Annotated in this window: 11 protein-coding genes and 7 pseudogenes; 10 read left to right on the top strand and 8 right to left on the bottom strand. The window is 58.8% G+C overall.

What is annotated here, in order from left to right:
• From NKH60_RS32790 to NKH60_RS32775, 4 genes and pseudogenes are all read left to right on the top strand, one after another.
• Positions 1–257, top strand: a 257-nt coding sequence (locus NKH60_RS32790) for a transketolase C-terminal domain-containing protein (protein WP_352874791.1), incomplete at its 5' end; no start/stop codon positions are given.
• A 106-nt stretch (positions 258–363) separates the two neighbouring features.
• Positions 364–650, top strand: a pseudogene (locus NKH60_RS32785) (transposase); the annotation flags it as partial.
• A gap of 71 nt (positions 651–721) precedes the next feature.
• Positions 722–877 (top strand): annotated as a pseudogene (locus tag NKH60_RS32780) (ATP-binding protein); the annotation flags it as partial.
• Between the two features lie 266 nt (positions 878–1,143).
• Positions 1,144–1,500 (top strand): hypothetical protein, encoded by a 357-nt coding sequence (locus NKH60_RS32775; RefSeq protein WP_352874789.1) that lies wholly within the window; start codon positions 1,144–1,146, stop codon positions 1,498–1,500.
• Between the two features lie 137 nt (positions 1,501–1,637).
• Here NKH60_RS32775 and NKH60_RS32770 read toward each other — a convergent pair whose 3' ends face one another.
• A complete protein-coding gene (locus tag NKH60_RS32770) occupies positions 1,638–2,606 on the bottom strand; it encodes a glycosyltransferase family 10 domain-containing protein (RefSeq protein WP_352453731.1) in 969 nt (322 codons plus the stop codon).
• Between the two features lie 610 nt (positions 2,607–3,216).
• On the opposite strand from NKH60_RS32770, the pseudogene NKH60_RS32765 reads away from it, so the two are divergent.
• Positions 3,217–4,264: pseudogene (locus tag NKH60_RS32765) on the top strand (site-specific integrase).
• Positions 4,265–4,506: 242 nt separating this feature from the next.
• Here the strand turns inward: NKH60_RS32765 and NKH60_RS32760 are convergent.
• Positions 4,507–6,168 carry a tannase/feruloyl esterase family alpha/beta hydrolase gene (locus NKH60_RS32760; protein WP_352874787.1) on the bottom strand — a complete coding sequence of 554 codons (1,662 nt, stop codon included), beginning with the start codon at positions 6,166–6,168 and terminating at the stop codon, positions 4,507–4,509.
• Positions 6,169–6,359: 191 nt separating this feature from the next.
• Between NKH60_RS32760 and NKH60_RS32755 the strand changes: the two are divergent.
• Positions 6,360–6,678: pseudogene (locus NKH60_RS32755) on the top strand (integrase); the annotation flags it as partial.
• A 195-nt stretch (positions 6,679–6,873) separates the two neighbouring features.
• Here the strand turns inward: NKH60_RS32755 and NKH60_RS32750 are convergent.
• From NKH60_RS32750 to nadE, 3 genes and pseudogenes are all read right to left on the bottom strand, one after another.
• Positions 6,874–6,939: pseudogene (locus tag NKH60_RS32750) on the bottom strand (hypothetical protein); the annotation flags it as partial.
• 661 nt (positions 6,940–7,600) lie between these two features.
• Positions 7,601–8,683, bottom strand: coding sequence for a sensor histidine kinase (locus tag NKH60_RS32745; protein ID WP_352874785.1), 1,083 nt, complete (start codon positions 8,681–8,683; stop codon positions 7,601–7,603).
• Positions 8,684–9,087: 404 nt separating this feature from the next.
• Positions 9,088–9,419, bottom strand: a pseudogene (nadE, locus tag NKH60_RS32740) (NAD(+) synthase); the annotation flags it as partial.
• Between the two features lie 1,013 nt (positions 9,420–10,432).
• Here nadE and NKH60_RS32735 point away from each other — a divergent pair.
• A pseudogene (locus tag NKH60_RS32735) lies at positions 10,433–12,498 on the top strand (carbamoyltransferase family protein).
• A 107-nt stretch (positions 12,499–12,605) separates the two neighbouring features.
• Here NKH60_RS32735 and NKH60_RS32730 read toward each other — a convergent pair.
• On the bottom strand, positions 12,606–12,761 hold the full coding sequence (locus NKH60_RS32730; protein ID WP_352493109.1) for a hypothetical protein: 156 nt from the start codon (positions 12,759–12,761) through the stop codon (positions 12,606–12,608).
• 320 nt (positions 12,762–13,081) lie between these two features.
• Between NKH60_RS32730 and NKH60_RS32725 the strand changes: the two genes are divergently transcribed.
• From NKH60_RS32725 to NKH60_RS32715, 3 genes are all read left to right on the top strand, one after another.
• Positions 13,082–14,266, top strand: coding sequence for a glycosyltransferase family 9 protein (locus NKH60_RS32725; protein ID WP_352874784.1), 1,185 nt, complete (start codon positions 13,082–13,084; stop codon positions 14,264–14,266).
• Positions 14,267–14,804: 538 nt separating this feature from the next.
• Entirely contained in the window at positions 14,805–15,089 is a 285-nt protein-coding gene (locus NKH60_RS32720; RefSeq protein WP_352874782.1) for a type II toxin-antitoxin system TacA family antitoxin, read from the top strand.
• On the top strand, positions 15,090–15,599 hold the full coding sequence (locus NKH60_RS32715; RefSeq protein ID WP_023679117.1) for a GNAT family N-acetyltransferase: 510 nt from the start codon (positions 15,090–15,092) through the stop codon (positions 15,597–15,599).
• A gap of 984 nt (positions 15,600–16,583) precedes the next feature.
• On the opposite strand, the gene NKH60_RS32710 is transcribed toward NKH60_RS32715, so the two are convergent.
• Positions 16,584–17,846: an FMN-binding negative transcriptional regulator gene (locus NKH60_RS32710; RefSeq protein ID WP_352874780.1), complete on the bottom strand. Its 1,263-nt coding sequence runs from the start codon at positions 17,844–17,846 to the stop codon at positions 16,584–16,586.
• A gap of 9 nt (positions 17,847–17,855) precedes the next feature.
• A complete protein-coding gene (locus NKH60_RS32705; RefSeq protein WP_352874778.1) occupies positions 17,856–18,446 on the bottom strand; it encodes a ferritin-like domain-containing protein in 591 nt (196 codons plus the stop codon).
• Positions 18,447–19,406: the final 960 nt, after the last annotated feature.

The following is a 19,406-nucleotide window of genomic DNA, read 5'->3' as shown; positions in this document are numbered from 1 at the left end:
CTCTGGATACGGAGGCGATACTCGCTGCCGCGCGCCGTTCGGGACGGCTGGTGGTGGCGGCGGAGAACCACACCATCATTGGTGGCCTTGGCGAAGGCGTTGCCGCGCTGCTGATGCGCGAGAGAGTGACCCCAGTCTTTCGCCAGATCGCCCTGCCCGACGAGTTCCTCGACGCTGGCGCGCTGCCGACGCTTCACGATCGCTACGGGATCTCAACTTCCGAGCTCGTGCGCCGCGTCCGCATTTGGAGCGAATGAGAAGTAAGAGCTCTCCCCACACAACAGTTGAGTCATCGACCTTGACCTTGCCCCTCTTATCTAATCCGGTTTGAAGTTCGTTCTGGCCCATCGAGAGGACCAGGACATGAAACGTAGCCGCTTCTCTGAAGAGCAGATCATCGGAATTTTGAAGGAACATGAGGCCGGGGTATCGGTTGCCGATCTGTGCCGCAAGCACGGGGTCAGCGACGCCTCGATTTACAACTGGAAGGCCCGCTTCGGCGGGATGGATGTCTCCGAGGCTCGGCGACTGAAGGCTCTGGAGGACGAGAACACGCGGCTGAAGCGGCTTTTGGCCGACGCCATGCTCGACAATGCCGCGTTGAAGGATCTTGTGGGAAAGAAATGGTGACGCCCGCGGCCAAGCGGAAACCTTTCCAGCGACCACATCGATCAACTTCAACGCCGACTGCAACGGACCAGGCGATCAAGGAAAGGTGCATCATGAAGCATTCGCGGAGCCGACAATAGCCGACGCCATTCTCGACCGGATCATCCACAACGCCCATCGCATCACCCTCGAAGGCGACAGCATGAGAAAGCAAAAAACACCGCCGCCCTTGACCGGCGCCGAAAACGGCGAAATCAATCGCAAATGACTTCAACCAGGCAACCGAGCGCCGACTCCATCCTGCTGTCCGCGAATTAGTGAAACTGCTGTCCGCGATTTAGCGGAACGACTGTCCCGTTTTTGCGAAATACGCACGTCCGACGCAGCTTGCGTTGACAGAGGCGGTTTTACGCGCAGTTGCAATAGCACTTCCGCCGGCCTATTTTTGTGGAGTTCAATTGTGCTTCGGCCAAGGGCGCTTTGGGCGCCGGACCGGCCCCGTGTAAACCTCATTAAAGAGAGACGAACCCTGCCATGGAAGAATTCTTATCGCGCATCGCCACTGGTGCCGGCATCGGCCCGGCTCTCGCAGAGAAGGCCGTTGGGTTAATGCTGGGTTTCCTGCAACGCCACGCGGCCGACGGTCCCGTTGCGCGCATGATCGCGGCCATTCCCGGAGCTTCGGAATTAGTGGCGAAGTATAATGGCAACGACCCAGAGGGCGGAGGCGGCCTCATGGGGCTCGGCCAGCAATTGATGAGTGAGGGTCTCAGCATTCTAAAGATCGCCGCCATCGCCAACGAGACGATCGCCTTCGCCAAGGAACATGCCGGCGACGAACTCGTGGACGAGGTCCTCAATTCCGTTCCTGGCCTTCCCCAGTTCGTCTGATCAGCGGCAGCCGGGGCGCATGACCTCGTGCGCCCGTGCCGGCCCGTCTGCGCAGGTAGGCATTCTCCGCCGAGCGCTCCGTACCGATCTCGCCAGACCACCAACCGCCTGGCACGCGAAGCGAGCGTTGGAGTACTTCATTCGTCTGTCCCAAAATCGACCGCAGGCGAACCGATGTGTATAACTTCCGGCGGTAAGGGTTTATCGTGAACGCTTTCGATGAAGCCCGCGAGATAAGCAAACGTATTGTATTTCTCAAGAACCAACCGCTTCGCCTCTTGTATTGCGCCGCGACGCTCCTTCCAGAGGTCCGAGTCGATGATTTCTTGAATTTTTTGGATTACGTTCTTGTCCTCTGGGTCAATCAGAACCATTGAGTCGGAAGGGAAGAACCTCGTGATTGCCGGGCTGCCGTAATAGATCGGCATTGTTTCAGCAACGAAGCAGTCCATAAGCTTCTCTGTAAAATAGTAATCAGCACGAGTATTCTCGAAAGCTATACTGTAACGGTACGGTGCGAGTGCGTCCCATTTATCTCCAATCAGCCGAAAACCTCGGCCGAACAGGTCAAAATCGAGCTCCTCTCTCAGCCGTTCCAGAAACGCCAGCCGATATCGATGCCCTTTAAGCAGGGCGATGTTACTGGTAATCCATGAGAGCCGAAGCGGCTTGTCCACGACTTCGCTGACCAGAAGTTGGTCATATGTCTTTGTTACAGACCAAGACCGAGTGATAGGTGGAGACAAAACGAATCGGCGCTCTGCATTCTGCCGAGCAGCCAGCTCTGCGTCAGACGTCAGGACGATGGTATTTTTCCCCTGCCCTTCATGAAATGCGCGATGAGCTTTCGTCGGCGGTTCGCCGATTGCAAAAATTGTCCTGTTTGGACTCGCCTCGATATCAACAGGGAGCCCAAAAATAGAAGCAGAGTTAAAGACAATATGCCAATCGGGCGCGAAGGATGTCCTGCGTACAAAAGCGACATTGTTCCAGATTCCACTGCCCTTTGGAGTGAGATGGTGGATTGCATCATCCAAAACGCCCCAAGAATCCAGACATGTAGCAACAATGGGCGCCGGACGTTCCGTCAACAATTTGGTCGACAAAGCAGTTCCACCCCATTCACTTCCGTTGGACCGGGAGCAACTCGTGCATCGGGCGCAAGACCTCTCTGCGCCTGAAATAGCTCGCGATCCTGATCGGTATCAAACACACGATTCTGTGCGACTTCGCGATTCTGTGCGACTTCGCGCCATTCGACAACTCATCTCTAAGACCGCGGGAATCCCTTCACTCGTGAAGGTACTCAATCGCCATTTCGGATTGCGGTAAGACTGGGCAGCATAAACCTTCCGGGACCCGCTGTCGAGGCAATTGTCGCTTTGCACCTAACCAGGTTCTTCCTCACTTTGTGTGGTGATCAGGCCGGTTGAGTGGCAGCATGCGTGCCCTCTAAAATATGGAAGTTGACCACATTCTTATTATTAATCGGGATATAGACCAGTTTAGAGGCGGCTCGCCTCTCACAGGCGACGTTTGCAGCGGCGACGGCAGATCGAGATATTGGCGGGTTGATGCTGGGGCTTTGTCCGAAATCTGTGGTCCGATTTCGGACGAAGTGACGGTCAAGATGTCCGAAATATGCTACGAATTTCGGACAAGCTTCACACACAAAGCGCCGCGGCTTTGCCCGACATCATCGATATCGTCATGCAGATGGGCGATGCCGACCTAGCCTCGTCCCCTCCCCTTCCAGCCATTGCCAATTCCAGCCTGCCTGCGCAGCTTGAGGCGCTCGCCGGCCGCGCGCGCGATTATATCGAGGCGGCGAGTTCGGCCAACACGCGCCGCGCCTACGCAGCCGACTGGAAGCATTTTTCGAGCTGGTGCCGGCGCCAAGGCATCGAGATGTTCCCGCCCGATCCTGAGGTCGTCGGGCTCTATATCGCCGCCTGCGCGTCAGGTACGGCCACTGGCGACAAAAAGCCCAACACCGTTTCAACCATCGAGCGCCGGCTTTCGTGGCTCTCCTGGAATTTTGCCCGCGCGGCCAGCCGCTGGACCGCAAGGACCGGCATATCGCCACGGTGATGGCTGGCGTTCGCAACACCCACGCCTCCCCTCCCCGGCAGAAGGAAGCGATCCTGCCCGAGGATCTGATCGCATGTTCGAGACCCTCGACCGCGGCACGCTGCGTGGTCTGCGCGACCGCGCCATGCTGCTTTTGGGTTTCGCCGGCGGCCTTCGCCGATCCGAAATCGTCGGCCTCGACGTCGGCAGGGATCAGACCGAGGACGGGCGCGGCTGGGTCGAGATTTTTGCCGATAAGGGTCTGCTTGTCACATTGCGCGGCAAAACCGGCTGGCGCGAGGTCGAAATCGGCCGCGGCTCCTCCGACGCCACCTGCCCTGTGGTCGCTCTGCAGACCTGGCTAAGACTGGCGCGCATTGCGCACGGACCGCTGTTTCGGCGCGTTGCTGGTCAAGGCAGAGCCGTCGGTGCCGATCGCTTGAACGACTAGGAGGTCGCACGCCTGGTCAAGCGCACGGCGCTCGCCGCCGGCGTGCGCGGCGATCTGTCGGAGGGCGAACGGGCCAAGAAATTCGCCGGCCACTCACTGCGCGCCGGCCTCGCCTCGTCGGCCGAGGTCGACGAACGCTATGTGCAAAAACAGCTCGGCCATGCCTCCGCGGAGATGACGCGAAATTATCAGCGCCGGCGCGATCGTTTCCGCGTAAATCTCACCAAGGCGTCCGGGCTCTGATGCCCCCGTTTTGTCCGCTGGGATGAGGCGGTCAGATCTCAGGCGATAACAATTACCTCATCGAGCACAGCGAGCGCTGTGTCCAGACTATCGGCGGCCGACGCTTCGTAGTCAGGCATGATCATCAACTGCGTTATGGCACGGCCCACAAATTCCGGGTTTAGCTTTTCCAACCGATCCTTGGTCCGGGAGACCTGTTCCGGGAATGCGCGCAGATTGAAGCGAACAAATGACGAGGTCTCTTATCCCCGACACGAATAGCTCGCGATCTCATCGGGATTTCCCTTACCGCCATAGGCAGCTTGAGTGGGATAAGCGCAGATCGGCTGGTGCTTGCCGGGGAATGCCTTGCTGCCAGCCGCGAGAGAATCCGGAGCCTTGTCTTGGTTTATCCAGCCCTCGATGGCGGCCAAAGGATCAAAGTCGTCGAAGGCTTGGCCATCGCCGCAGTGGGTCATCCCCGGGATTATGAACATGCGCACGAAACGGCGAGCCGCTTCCAAATCGCCGCCGCTTGTGACCTCGACGACTTGCTTGTACCAGCGCACCAGATCGTTGGCTGAGAAGACCGGATCGGAAAGTCCCTGAAACAAGAGCAGCTTTCCACCGTGGGCAGCGAAGCTGGCGAGATACGTGCCGGTCGCATCATTGAGCTTGGCCGTATCCGCAACGCGTGCCGGATCCTTGTCGAAGTCGAACTTCAGGGGGTCAAAATTCGGCGCCGGGGGCGTCATGAAGTAGTATTGAAGCGAGCGGGCTCCCAGAACGATGTTATTTGCATCCGACTGGGAAGTGGGGGAATTGCCCAGCTTCCACATTCTCCAGTCCGCGCCCGCAACGCCCGTATCATATGGCCAATCGCTGTAAAGCTTTTCGCCATCGGAGCTTTCCGGACCCGCGAACGCGCGGCTCATGGCCTGCACTTGACCAGCCGTGAGGCAGCTGTCCGTCTTATCGCCTTGGCAGGACAGGACCTTTGGGTCGAACCGGCACTGCTGCCAGGCGTTGATGACGCCATCCTCAATGCCATCGCGGGCATCACAGGCAGCGAGAACCGCCTTGGCGACGATGTTCAGATCCTGCTGGGAGAAGGCGCGGGACAGAATGGGATGGCCGGCCTCATCCTTGGGAGCGATGCTCATGTACTGGCGAGTATCCCAGGCTTCGGCAATGTTGGCGGCACTGAGACGAAAACCCGGGCTACCTGCAACAATGCCGTCGAACTCGAGCGGATATCGCTGAGCCGCTATCAACGCCTCACGACCGCCATTCGAGCATCCCATGAACACCGACTTTTTCGGAGCCGCCCCATAGAACTTTGCAATCACCTGCTTCGAGACCGAAGTGACTTTGCCAATGGAGGCGTACGCAAAATCAATGCGTGCGGCTTGATCGACCCCGAAAGCCGGATCGGGGCTTGGGTGCCCGCCATCCATGCTTACAACAGTGTAGCCGCGCAAGAGCCCGGGAGCCGCGGTCGAGTTCCGGCAAGGAATGGTCCCGACGGCCGGCGCCAGGAAGCCATCAACTGCGCCGCCGCCCTGGAAAAGAAACATGTCGTTCCAGGTCGTCGGAAGACGCACCTCAAACCGGGTGCCATATGATTGACCATCGACCCCCTGGCGTTTCCCGATAACACCTCGGACAAGGCAGTGCCCGCCCACTTTTACCGCCTGAGGCGAGGCGCCGGTGAATGCAGTGAAGGGATCTGCGGGGATCTCCTGCGGCTTTTGAAGGCTAGCCTCGGTAAAGATCACGCTTGGAATTTTGAGCTTGGCGATGGACCGGCACGCCTGATCCGACGCGTTTGCCGCCAGTGCAGGCGCACATACACATATAATCGCCAACATCAGTGCCAGCGTGCACCCGCGGTCCCGCAGCTTGAGCCCGTTAGCCAAGAACATACCCATCCTCCCTGGATGCGCCCGATAGCCCGAAAGCTGATCGCATTGGTAGCTAGTTGTGAGCTTTCAGTAGCTTGTCCATCCGGTCCGAACCGGGAAAGCTGAGATTGTCGAAGCTTCAGTGACTCCAGGGGGACCGGATGAACATCCATAAGAATACCGGTCTGACGCCGCTCGGTCGAGAGCGGATTTTTTGCGCCTGGGCGCGCCGGCAGCACCTCGGAGGTGTTGCCGCCTGATCCGCAGACCGTCGGCCTCTACATCACGGCCTGTGCATCCAGAAAGGTTACAGGAGACAAGAAACCAAACTCTGTGGCGACGATCGAGCGCCGTCTCTCCTCCCTGGCGTGGAATTATACGCAGCGTGGCGAGCCGCTCGATCGAAAGGACCGCCATATCGCCACCGTGCCCGCCGGCATCCGTAACAGCCACGCAAAACCGTCTGTGCAGAATGAGGCCATACTTCCCGAAGACCTGATCGCCATGCTGGAGACGGTGCTCCGCAAGACCCACCAGGTCGCCCCAGGCCAGAGCAACCGGCTCGTCCCCGGGGAGGACGAAACGGTCGACCACTCCGCTTGTTCGACTTGTGTTCGGGCGACTTATCCCGGCTTCTATGCATCGCGCTTCGGCGCGGCGAGCTTTGTCCAACGCGCCAAGCCTTTGAACCGAATCGCTGTAGACGGAAGTCGCGGCGAGCTTCGCGTTGTTGATCGGAGCATCGAACCAGGCGTCGTATCCGCGGTATCCACCCCATCGTCTGTCGCGCAATCTGTTGGCGAGCGCGTCCTCAGCCGTTCGATCGCGGCCGTCTTTGCCGCAAACTATTATATGGCGGCCGCCGATGCCATTCGGGCGCGCAATATCTCAGGGGTTGAAGGATCGTCGATCAGTTTTCCGATGTCTTGGCGGGCCGCGATGATCTGCACATGACCCTACAAAGATTGCGCGTAGTAGGAAATACTGGTGCAACTGGTCACCCCAGGCGTCAGGATAATCGTAGAACCAATCGAACGAATGCACGCATCGCGGTTTGCCTACAGCACTGCTCTCCTGTCCCGATAGCGCAAATTCGCGGTTACCTCCGGCCACGAACAGTCGGACCGATTTTATTTGTAGGTTAGACCTTCGTCCTCGGCAAGATTGGCCAAGCGATGACTCGCTGCTGAATTGCCGGCCCGCGCGTGATGAGCGCGAAGGCGTCAGGTGCCCCCGCCGTCAAGACTCAAGCCGCAACGTAATCAGGCGGGAGTGCCTTCCGCTAGGTGGGGATGGACTGGCCGCCGAAGTCAGAAGCAGCAAGCCTGGAGCATAATGGAAGACCTCGACCATGTGAAACAGGCCGTGAAGGGCGACCTAGCCTATTTGCAGCCACCTGCTCAAAGCCGCGACATGAAACCAGCCGCCAGCCTGCTAGTTCGACAGCAACCGTTCAGCTTGCTGCCGCCGACCGCTTGAAAACGATGGTCACCTTCGTCCCTTTGTTGGCGCTGGACTCGACGGCGAGCTGCGCCTTGGCGTTCTCGGTCAGCGAGCGCGCGATCAGCGCTCCGAGCTTCCCTGGCTTGGGCCACGTCTCGCCTTCCGGCAGGCCGATTCCGTCGTCCGCCACTATAACCCGGCAGCCGTCGCCATTGACGATGCTGTGCAGCGTTATCGTGCCGCCATCGCGTCCTTTGAACGCATGCTTCAGTGAATTGGTCAGCAGTTCGTTCACGACCAGTCCCGCCGGCATGGCGACGTTTATTGACACGGGATATGTATCCACCTTCATATCCAGGCGGATCCCCTCGACTGCATGCGAGCTCATCACCGCGGACGCGATCTGGCTGAGATAGACGCCAAGATCGACCTCCTCCTTCGGCTCGTCGGCCGTTAGCGTCTGGTAGAGGATCGCCAGAGCGTCGACGCGACCGGCGAGCCGCTCAAACCGTCTCCGGTCGGCCTCGGTCGCGTTGCGGCTTTCCAGCCGGATCAGCGCGGTGATCATCTGCAGGTTGTTCTTCACCCGGTGCTGCAGTTCGCGCAGCAGCGTGTCTTTCTCGCTGACACGCTCCTCCACCGAGCGCTGATCTCCCGCCTCGCCGTGAGCCGATACGTCGACCAGGGCCACCAGCCGGAAGCACATCTTGCCGTTGTCGTCCTCGATCACGTTGGAATAAACGTCGACGATCGCGGGTTTGTCCTCGCCGCGCTCCAGCCTGAAGGTGCCGACCAAATCGGTTCCCTCGACCACCGCCTCGGCTAGCGGCCTGTCCTTTTGCTGATGGAGGCCCGTCCCTAAAAGGGCCGCCCAGTTTTCTTGGGTGAGCCTGGCGGCCATCAGGCCTGAGAGTTTCTCGAATTCCGGATTGGCGTAGACCACGCGCTCTTCACCGGCAAGGTCCGAAACGGCTATGGCGATCGGCACCTGGTCGAGGAATTTCTTGAACTGTTCGCTTTCCAGTGCGGTTGCAAGGTCAGGTGTATCAAGTAACTGCTCGACCGCCTCGGCCTTCTCTGAATCCGGTGTCATTTGCGCGCCTGTTCCGTGCGGAGAATATCAACAATGCGGCGAGCCCGCCATCGCCAAAACTGGAGCTGCATCTCACGTTTCGCATCACGCATCTGACAACCAGCTCTGCATCGCGTAACGGCCGCACGTCTAGCATTGCGACCGGCCGAAGGAGAGCGGCAAGGATCGGCTACAATCCGGGTGCCTGGAATGTCGAAGCGACCGGTCAAGTGGGTACGCTGCGGAAGATCGATAGAGCAGGCATTCAGGGAGAATGAGTTCGCGTGCCGGCGTCGGCGATACGTGCCGACACTGTCAACCTCATGACCGCATGCGGGCTGAAAGAGCAGCGCTTCGCTCCAGCGGTAATTCAGGCCGCTAGCTGCCTAACTGCGGCAAGCCCATCGATCGTGTATGTTGAGACGCTATTGCCGATGCCTAAATATCGAACCCGTCATGGCAATCGTTGTGACGGGAAGCGCTCGCTTATGGGCTGTGCTGGAATGCGCATGAAGTATACGCCTGTGCGCCGCTTCGTTGATCTCTTGGCCTTCGAGGAAGTCGTCAATCTCATCGTATGTGAGACCGGGACGAGGTTCTCCAGGTCGGCGGTCGGGATCTTTTCAACAAGATCAGACGGAGCGCCCAGATACACTGCCAAGGCGCGAACTCTGCGCTTGTTCAGCCCGGAAAGAGGAAGAATGTCTGCGGCACCATCGCCGAACTTGGTGAAGAAGCCCATCAAGGCCTCGGCTGCTTCGAAGCGACTTCTGAAAAAGAAGTGTGGGTTTGCTCTCATACCCTTTGCTGAAAAATGTTGTCATAGAGCGCATGGAATGCCACGCGCTTCGAATCGGAGTAGCCATCCGGGAAGCCTGAAGCCCCTTTGAAGCGCATGTCCGGCAGCTATTCATAGCGTGGATGACTTTGATCGAAACAAACGATTTCATAACTCTTCGGAAATCTTGCATGGACAAAAGCACGTCCGCACCGGTCACCCATCCAAAGGAGAAAATCTTCCATGCGCCCTGACGTGCAGTGGAGGTCGTGCCGAGAAGTGAGTTGCAACTGGCCGATCATGTCGGCGGTTCGACGCTAGTCGTCCCCAATGTTCCTGAGCTGCGAAGTCTTGCAGGCGAGGCAGCTGCCCAGCGCGATTCTGCTTGTGGCGGGCTTTTTGCCGCAGGCAGTCCGCTCGTTTGGGCAGCGGATTGGAGACCCGGCCGGCAGCGCTACCATACAACATCAGCGCACTTTACATCTACGCGGTATTGCCGGGCTTCCAGTCGGTGCCATGTTTGGCCGACGAATGACGCGATGCGGCCTCCTGCACAAGCGAAGGCGTTATCGGATGTGCGACCGGGAAGCAGGCGGACAGTGCAGCACATGTCAGTCGCCTGTGCGACGGTCTTTCGGGGAATGAAATCGGGCCAGTTCACGGCGCGGCATTATTCGTCAACAGCCGCCCCTTCGCAAGGATATAGGCAGCCCGCGTCACAAGTTCGTGCTGCAGATGAAAACGGCATCGCCGGCATGCAAGTCAGCAGCCGCTCAAGATTCGATGATCCAGCCAAGCTCTCGGCGTCATGGAATGGCAGGCGCCACGATCGAAGCATCTCATGTTGATTCAGGCGGACCCTTATGAGGCGTTCTTTGATGCCGGTGATGCCTGACAGGCGGTTGCAGCTGCAAGCGACAACGCGGCCTATTTAGTTGGAAACGGTCTGAGGCAGGCCAATTTGGCTTGCCCGTCACTATGTGGAGAAAGAAATGCTGTGTCTAGGAATTAGCGGCGGACTTGACCAAGTCCATGAAAACCGATTCGAGCTTCGGAACGCCTTTATGCACGATGGCGCCGCGGTGCTCGTCCGAGACGGACGGGTGATAGCAGCCGTCGAAGAGGAACGCCTCAATCGGATGAAACACTCCAACAAGCTCCCAATTCGTTCGATTCAATACTGTCTGTCAGCGGCGGGGGTTCAGCTCAACGACATTGATCGTGTCGCGCTCTACGCCAGCGAGCCCTATGCCAACGCCATGCTTGAAGGTATGTCCGCATCCCACCCGGACATTCTCTCCATTCCGTTGGATGCTAAAACGTTGGTGCAGGATCTGTTAACGCGTGAGTTCGGCACTAAGTTGGACAGTTCGCGTATTTCATTCGTAAGTCATCATCAGGCGCACGCCGTGAGCGCCTTTGCAATGTCGGGCTTCGAACAAAGTCTCATTCTAGCGATTGATGGCTCTGGTGATTTCCTATCGGGCCTCTTGGCGGTAGGGTCTGGCACAGAAATTACGCAACTCGAGGCTTTCCCCGAGAACAATTCTCTTGGGCTGTTTTATCTCGAGACGATCCGCTATCTCGGCTACGGCTTGTTCGACGAGTATAAGGTAATGGGACTCGCGCCCTACGGCGACCCCGCTCCCTATCGCGAGCTCTTCGAGCAGTTCTACGAGCTCTCCGCCAACGGCGGTGGCTACCGTGTTCACCTCGACCGCATCGGTCCGGCGTTGCTCCGCAATATCGAGGTCAGGCGAAAGGGAATGCCCTTCACCCAGCAGCATCGAGATGTGAGTGCGTCACTGCAGGAAGCGCTTGAGCGGATCGTGTTCCACATTCTCCGGCATCACCGTGAGGCCACCGGCATGAAGCGGTTGTGCCTGGCGGGGGGGGTGGCCCACAACTGCACGATGAACGGTAAGCTGCTGTATTCAGGGCTTTTCGAAGACATTTTCGTGCAACCCGCGTCTCACGACGCTGGCTGCGCATTGGGAGCTGCGCTGATAGTCTCTAACGAGATGGGCCGCCCCGCGCCGTGTGAGCGACTGCAGGGGGTCTATTGGGGTCCTGATCTCGGGAGCGAGCGCGCCGTGCAACAGGAACTGAATGCATGGCCGGACATCTCGAGGTTGAACGCTCTGATGACGTGGCAAGCAGTGCAGCCGACTGGATCGCCAACGGCGCCGTGATCGGCTGGGTGCAGGGTCGTTCGGAGTTTGGGCCACGTGCGCTGGGCAACCGCAGCATTCTTGCCGACCCTCGGCCCGCCGCAAACAAGGACCGGATCAATGCGATGGTCAAGAAGCGCGAAGGCTATCGGCCCTTCGCGCCATCTGTGCTGGAGGAGGATGCGAGCGAATTTTTCGACCTCCCGGACGGTAGGCACGAATTTCCATTCATGAATTTCGTCGTTCGCGTGCGTGACTCAAAGCGCGCCTTGCTCGGTGCCATCACGCACGTCGACGGTACCGCTCGCCTGCAAACAGTATCGCGCAACGCCAATCCCGCGTACTGGGAGGTCATCAATGCGTTCAAGAAGCGTACAGGCACTCCAATTCTGCTCAATACGTCCTTTAACAACAATGCCGAACCGATCGTGGATTCGGTTGCAGACGCGATTGCCACCTTTCTGACGACAGAGCTGGATGGACTTGTGGTCGGGCCCTTCCTGGTAAAAAAGCGGGCTGCAACGCTGCAGGATTGGACTGCGCTTGCGGTTTCGTTGCCGCCCTATGTGTCCCTCCATCAAACCCGCGCTTACAAAGCGCCAGATCGTCGGGAGACTCACTGCGAGATCAGCACGACCCACTTCAGCAGTGACAGTGTACGAATTTCACACGACTTGTTTAATCTGCTGATGCGGATTGAGGGCGAAGCCATGTTGGGAGATCTCCTCAATACAATTGCGCCGGATCAGGCTAAGCGTGACGCTGTGATGGAGGGCCTGCGACGACTGTGGGAGCAGCGCCTCGTTCGGTTGCATCCCTCACAAGCTGCTCGCATGGATCAAGACTGCGATCAAACGCTGGACCAGCATAACAGGCTCTCAGCGTGATAGGGATGCCGCTATCCAAGCTCGGCGAATAAAGGTGTTCCTCGACGCCCCCCGCCAGCGCCCCGCTGGCCGGGGGTCGACTTCATCACAGGGTTGATTCGTCCACTTCATGTTGGACGACCCGGACGCGCAGAAAAAAGCGCCTGCGGCGGGTCCTTTGTAACCACCATGATGCGGGACCACAGCGACAGGGCGTGCCGGAGACGGTCAATCCGGCCGGCGATGTCGTCGCCGGCGGCGACGGTCTCATTCAGGATCAGCATCGACCAAAGAGCGAGGCCACTGCCGTTATGCTCCGAGATCTGGGGACGGCGGCTTGGCGAACGCCGTCTACTCGGCGTTTCTCGAACTCACTGCATGCAAGACCGTGACGAAGCCCTTCACATTGCGGGTCGGGACATAGCTGGCTTCTTGGCGCGCTACCACCGCTAGAGATGCAGACTTCGCCCGACAGCTCCTGCTGGAGCGCGGCTTGGATCTGATGGCAGAATTCTTGCGGAGACGCGGACAAGTGGGGAGCACTCCAACCCTACACACGCGTCACTGGACTATCAGTGTTGACCGTATAATCTTCGGAATGGCAATGGCATATTTTACAAAGCACGACGGCAATCAAATTATATACCGCAGCTGGGAAGAGCCGGAACAGTCAAGCGCAAGGATGAGAATTTTGGTCCTCAAGCTTGATCATGTCGGCGACTTTTGGATGTCTCTAGGGCCCCTAAAGGACCTTCGTCAGCGTTTTGCGCATGCCCACATTACGCTGGTGGTGGGAAGCTGGAACATCGCTACTGCAAAACAGTTCGACCTCGCCGACGATCACATTGCTTTTGACTTTTTTCCTCGCAACCCAAAAGTCAAAACGCGCAAAGAAGCCGCCGACATAAGGCCGCTGCTGACCGGCGAGTTTGATCTTGCCATTGATATGCGTGTTCCGGAAGAAACAAGGCCCATCTTGCTTGAAGTCCCCGCCAGGCACCGTGCGGCGATAGTTGATCCGTACAGCATGCATCAGATCGATATTGCGATAGCGCCATTCAATCTGAAACTGCGCAGAACCATTTTCTACAAGCTGGTCCAAAAAATAGGGCTTGCTAACAAAATCCCCCGTAGATGGCTTGATTGGTTCATTGACCGTAAGCAGGTGCGTCTCCAGCATGTGTCAGAAATCCTCCTCTTTCTGGTCGCAAAGGCAGCTGCCTATTTCGAAAGCGGAGCGGGTCACCCACAGAATTCGACTACAGGCAATGCCCCGATTGTCGTGGCTCCGTTCTCCAATTCCAGCCTGCGAGATTGGCCGATTGAAAGTTTTGGCAAAGTTGTCGCTGCTCTTTCGACCCGTGGTGAGGTGGTCCTCGTTGGCCGTGGCGAATGCCTGGAAGCGCTTGAGGAGGTTGCGAAGATAGCTAGGGAACGTGGAGCCGCGAACATTCGGACGGCTGTCGACTTGTCAGAATTGGAATTCGATTGTCTCGTGAATTCGGCCGCGCTCGTCGTTTCGAACAATTCAGGCACCGGCCATGTCGCTGCCCAGCTTGGCCGCCCTACTATCGGCATTTTCACGGCGTCACATCTACCGGAGATTTGGGGGTTTCGAGGTCCCTTGGTCAGCATGCTTATGAGTGTTATTGAATGTCGCGGATGTGGTCTGGACCAAGTGCGGCATTGTCCGGTCAAAGTCCGATGCAAGTTCGACATCACGCCGGATCTCGTGATTGCCGAGGTAAACGCCTTGATGAATCATTGTAAGGGTACGGCACAAACTTAGTGGCTCGCGGTCACCACAACCGCGATTGCCCAGCCCTTGTCGCTGATTCAATCGCTACAATCATCTAAAGGCCGAAATTCAGAATCGAATCGACTTGTTCGAAGGACCGCAGTGGCGATGTCACATTGGCCGACAGGTGGCATAGAGCGGCGCCTGAGAATGAAAGTGCCGCCGCCCAGGCTTCATAGCCGTTCCTCCTTTGTGGCGTGACGGCCCGAAAGTCGCCATCGCGTCAGATGTTCATCAGCTTCGGGATAGCCGGGGCTCGTCCGGCGACAGTCATGGCAGCGACTTCGCTTCTGGACCCGCTCATCCGGCCGCCAAAAACAAATGCGCTTTCTAAGCCGTAATTGATCCGCCGGAGCTGACCAAAGCCACCTTGCTCTGGGTTGCGGCAATGGCGACTGGGGCGAGAAGCCGAGAAGAACCGATGCGGCGAGAAATCCTGAGACCATCCGCCACGAGACGTCGGCAGGGAACGTAGTATTGCGTTCCGCGTTACACTAACGTATATACGTCCGCAGCACAGGAGCGCGCCATGGCCACCACACCCACCAGGAAGGAAGCACCCGTCTCGATGCGGTTTCGCGACGATGATCTCACCATCATCGACCGCGGCGCGGAGCTGCTCGGCCTGTCGCGCACGGAATTCATGCGGCGCGCCGCGCTGCACGAGGCGCAGGCGGCCATCCTCAACGAAACCGTCATCCGCGTGTCCCCGGAAGCTTATGACGCCTTCATGCAGGCGATCTCAGCCCCCGCCGCTGCGCCCCCGCCGAAGGCGGCCGAGCGGCTGCGTCGGTCCCCGCCCTGGGACCGTTAGGTGGCGCTTTCAGGCATCGAACTCCTCGACGACGCGCACCGCCTCGACAGCTTCGATTGCGGCAAGCCGGCGCTCAACGCTTGGCTGGCCGGCTTCGCGCGAACGAACCAGGTCCGCGGCTTTACCCGCGTCCTGGTCGTTCACGATGAGGGAACAGTCGTCGGCTATTACGGCCTCGCGCCGGGCGTGATCCAGCCGAACAGCGCACCGCGCGCCATCCGCACCGGACGCCCGCCCGATCCGATCCCCTGCCTGTTGATCGGACAACTCGCCGTCGACCATCGCTATGCCGGACAAGGCATCGGCAGCGGCCTGGTCAAGGACGCGCTGCATCGCTGCGTCGCCGGCGCCGACATCGTCGGCGGCCGCGCAGTGGTGGTGCGGGCGATCGACGCCGAGGCCGAGCGCTACTGGCAGAGCTGGGGCTTCATTCCCGCGCGGGACAATCCGTCGGTGCTCATGCGCTCGATCCAGGACGTGGGCCTCTGGCTGGCTGACAAAGGCCACTAGCTCCACGCGCGTAGCGCCTCCCGTAGCGGCAGCGTCCGGGCGCGCCGGCCTGCAGCCGGATGACGATCCCTCACGCAGGGCCAGAGGGAGACGGCGGTCAGAGCGAGGAAGCTAGCAATAATCTGGGCGACTGGGCTGCCTACCAGGTCCCGTCTCGTGAAGGCGCTAGAGGATACTGGATCCAGCCGCCAAAGACCGGAGATGGCGCGACGCGCGGACTTTGGGATGATAGTCTGGGACGGCGCATCGCCCGGCACGGCCGTCAACGTGCTTCAGCTCGCCATCGCGAACAAGCCGTGCGTCATTTGCGATCTGGCCAGGGGCAGCATGGCGACTACGTACAATGTGGGAGACTGGTGCGCCATGCTCCGCGATGCCGGTCCAGACATTCGGCGCGCCAAGCCGAAGCCCGCATGGCCCCGGACGAGCGCCTGGCGTTGCCGGGATGATGTACGCGCGGTCCCGGCGGGTTCGACCCGATAGGCTTGATCCGGCCCCGGCCCCCAACTCCACTTGTATGAACGGCCGGGGCCGGCCCTTTTCGAAACCGGCCCACCGCCGCGTGACGTTGTGCAGGATGATCGTCTTGACCCGTCTCGCATCTGAAGCGGGTGCAAGCCTGCCGAACATCCCGGCTGCTTGATCATCCAACCTGGCTGCGAGGCATCGCCACCGTGGGGGTGGCGTTCGCTGCCAGTCGGCTCCGATCTCGAAACCGCTGTGCCGCCATACCGAACACGCAACTCGGTTTAAGCGCCAGGCTGCTGTTCGAGGTATTGACGACGCAGGCGACATGACCGGAAAGGCTGGCGGGGTAAGCAGCTTCCATCGATCCGGCGGCATTGCGGATGTGGCTGGCGATGGCGGCCTGAGTTCTTGTCCATCTGCCGCATAGCGGGTGGTCAGGTGCTGGCCGAAGCATTTGTCTCTCAAGGCCACCCCTTGGAAATCCAGCACCAGCGGCTTGTCGGGACAAGATAGATGCTATTGGGATTTGGCCGCCGCAGCCGCGAGCATCGCTTCTCCCATCCCATTGACGCCTCGGGCATTCAGCATTTCACCAGCGTTCTGAATGTCGCGCACCTCTTTGTTCTGGCTGAGTTTTGATTTACCAACCAGGCCGGTGATCTCGATTTCCAGGGCGACGATCGCCTTAACCATCGTGTCAATGAAGTCCTTCGGCGCGTCGCCCATCTTCCACGGGGCAGGCTGCGAGGCTTCATGCATGTGAGTGAGCTTCGCCACGTTACGGCGCACATAGCGCTCATCATCCCGGACAGTGATGCGTCCGTGGGCGTGGACGACGAGATAGTTCCATGTGGGCACCTGCTTATGGAATTCATGCTTGCTTGGATACCAGTTCGGCGAGATGTAAGCGTCGGCCGCACGGAAGATAACGAGGACTTCATCGCCATTGGCAACTTCCTCCCAGACTCGATTTTTGCGTGCAACATGGCAGTTGAGGACGCCTTTGTCTCCCTTCGAGCGGTCAAGCTCGAAGGGAATGTGGTTCGCGTCGAGTGTGCCTTTGCTGTGGGTGACCAGGATACCGAGCGGATGTCTCCCGATTAGGTCAAGCAGGGTGTTGTGATCGGGGACGGCAAAATGGGGCGGAACGTACAACGGTGGATCTCCTGTCGCGAATGGGCGGTCGTTAGCGAGCGGCGGTGTCTTGCGGAACGGGCCCGGGCATCTTCGTTGCCGGCGAAGAGGGCCCCGGATCTCGCTGTCCACCACGCTCAAGAACTGCCATCGAGAAGTGGGCAGGCAGATCAGATGCCGCCGCGTATGAGTGCGGGGGGACCCCTGAGTCACCGAGATCAGCTCGCGCGTATCCGGACTATGAGCATCTGCGGAAAACACGTCGCCCGGCATAATGGCCCAGCTCCACAGTTCGAACATCGTTCGTCCCGAGATCGATGAATGAAGTTGTGCAAAGCTTCCTTTAGCGCTTGTCCAAAGCGTCCTCGTCTCTGTCCGCTCAATAGGAAGGCGAACTGTGGAAGGATGGTCATTCAACAAATCGGCCACCGAAAGCGAAAACGCCGCCGCCAGTCGGCAAAGTATGCCGATGCTGGGGTTCGCCTTGCCTTGCTCCAGCGTGACGACGGTTCCCTTGGATAAGCCGCTCAGTTTTGCCAGTCGATCCAGGGTCAGGTTTTGGTCGCGCCTCAATTGTCGGATCCGAACCGCTATCGCTTGGCCAAGCACCCGCTCGGGGTCCAACGCTGTCGTAACATCGGTCATTATATTGACTTAGTGCCTCGGCTCACTTATTACGGTCAATATAATGACCGGCCTGAAATTGTGCAACTGCCCCGTTAGCGAGGAAATGACCGAGGCTTTCTTGTCGCCCTGTGCGAGCTCGGCATTCTCGCTCGGCGACTCCGCCGCGACGTATCTTGCCAGGGAGTCGGCGGAAAGCGGCTCCAGCGCGAAGGGAAAGGGGTCGAAACCTTCCTGCGGACTCTCGTCCTGGCGCCGAAGATAGGGCTCCAGACCAAGCAGCAGCCGTATGTTGGTCACCGTCAGAAGGTGGCCCATTTCCTCGACCGCTATGTCCCGCAGCAGCTTGTTGGGCTGTTGGCCAGCAGCAGATTGAACCACAGCAAAACCGGAATACAAGTACTGTACCATCAGCGAGTGCTCGATCTCGGCGGCCATGTCGAGCAACGCGCCAGCTTCTTGCAAGGCGTTCTGCGCACCGGGCACCTTCGGCAAATCATAGGCAACAACTGCGCGGCCGATCGCCGAGGTCGCGAGGACTGGCGACATTGCCAATTCGAGATCACTGTCTGTCGAGAATTTTTCGTTCCGGGACGTTCTGGATGGAATCAATGTGTCCAAGCGAAGCGTATGAGAGCGGGAGCGGTCGCCACCCCAACGCACGCGCAGTCGCCGTGACTGTTCCCGTCCCATACTTTCCCCTTAAAAATATATTTACGGCACAAACCCAACGCTTGCTGGACACATCTATTCTTTCCGCAACGGAAAAACACGTGCCCCGCAAGCGCAGTTGCTCTGCCGATGAACATTACGCGCAGTCATCGGCGCGCCCGCCGCGATTTGTGAACTGGCCCGCGTCAGCCGCGTGTAGTCCCGCCTCACACGAAACCCTGTACGTTGGGTGCGCAGCGCGAGTTTGTCCGACCGGGGCTCTTGGATCCGATAGGAAGTGTCCTTAGCGACCGAGACGGCGTCTTTCAAACGCTCATAAGCTCATCTATAATAGGTGAGTTAGTTATGGGAGGAGCGGATGATGCGAACTATCTTGATCTCCTTTGCTTTTGTAGTGGCCGTGATCGGGCTGATTGAAGCGGCACCAACCTCAAGAGCCGCTCAAAATAACGCGCCCATTGTTCTTGCGGCGGCAACCGTTTGGCAAGATGCACTTGCGCTCAAATCAAGCCGTCGATTGCCTCTCACAAAAATTAACTCAGCGACATGCATATGTGACGGAATACCTTTTGAAGCGAGTTGTCCGGGCAATCAGACGGTTACTTGTAAATGTCAGCCCCCGGGCTACAGCTGTTCTAATCCCTGACGGCTGCACTGTGACAACGTCTGCCAGCCTCAACGGACTTCGGGAATCGTTGTGGATCGCAGTGCGGCTTTTGGGCCATTTGAGCCGCGAGAAAATCTTGCCCTCGGCGAGGCTGACTCGATTGAGATCCAGCCCAAGTAGAGAATTGTCATCGTGAGTTTGTAACACCGATGGATACGCCGTGACGTTGCCCCCAGTTTCTATCCAGTTTTGAGTTCGTTTCCGGCGTGGGTTGTGCCCTGCTGGGCCGGTGAAGCGACGGG

The sequence above is a fragment of the Mesorhizobium sp. M1006 genome, from assembly GCF_040318825.1.
Lineage (GTDB): Bacteria > Pseudomonadota > Alphaproteobacteria > Rhizobiales > Rhizobiaceae > Mesorhizobium.
Note: the sequence above shows the minus strand (reverse complement) of the source record. Positions and strands in the feature narration are given on the sequence as shown.

Coding starts and splice junctions, on each gene's coding strand:
- NKH60_RS32710 (WP_352874780.1), bottom strand. CDS start 17,846: ATGACCGATGTTACGACAGCGTTGGACCCCGAGCGGGTGCTTGGCCAA.
- NKH60_RS32775 (WP_352874789.1), top strand. CDS start 1,144: ATGGAAGAATTCTTATCGCGCATCGCCACTGGTGCCGGCATCGGCCCG.
- NKH60_RS32745 (WP_352874785.1), bottom strand. CDS start 8,683: ATGACACCGGATTCAGAGAAGGCCGAGGCGGTCGAGCAGTTACTTGAT.
- NKH60_RS32720 (WP_352874782.1), top strand. CDS start 14,805: ATGGCCACCACACCCACCAGGAAGGAAGCACCCGTCTCGATGCGGTTT.
- NKH60_RS32725 (WP_352874784.1), top strand. CDS start 13,082: ATGGCATATTTTACAAAGCACGACGGCAATCAAATTATATACCGCAGC.
- NKH60_RS32730 (WP_352493109.1), bottom strand. CDS start 12,761: ATGCTGATCCTGAATGAGACCGTCGCCGCCGGCGACGACATCGCCGGC.
- NKH60_RS32760 (WP_352874787.1), bottom strand. CDS start 6,168: ATGTTCTTGGCTAACGGGCTCAAGCTGCGGGACCGCGGGTGCACGCTG.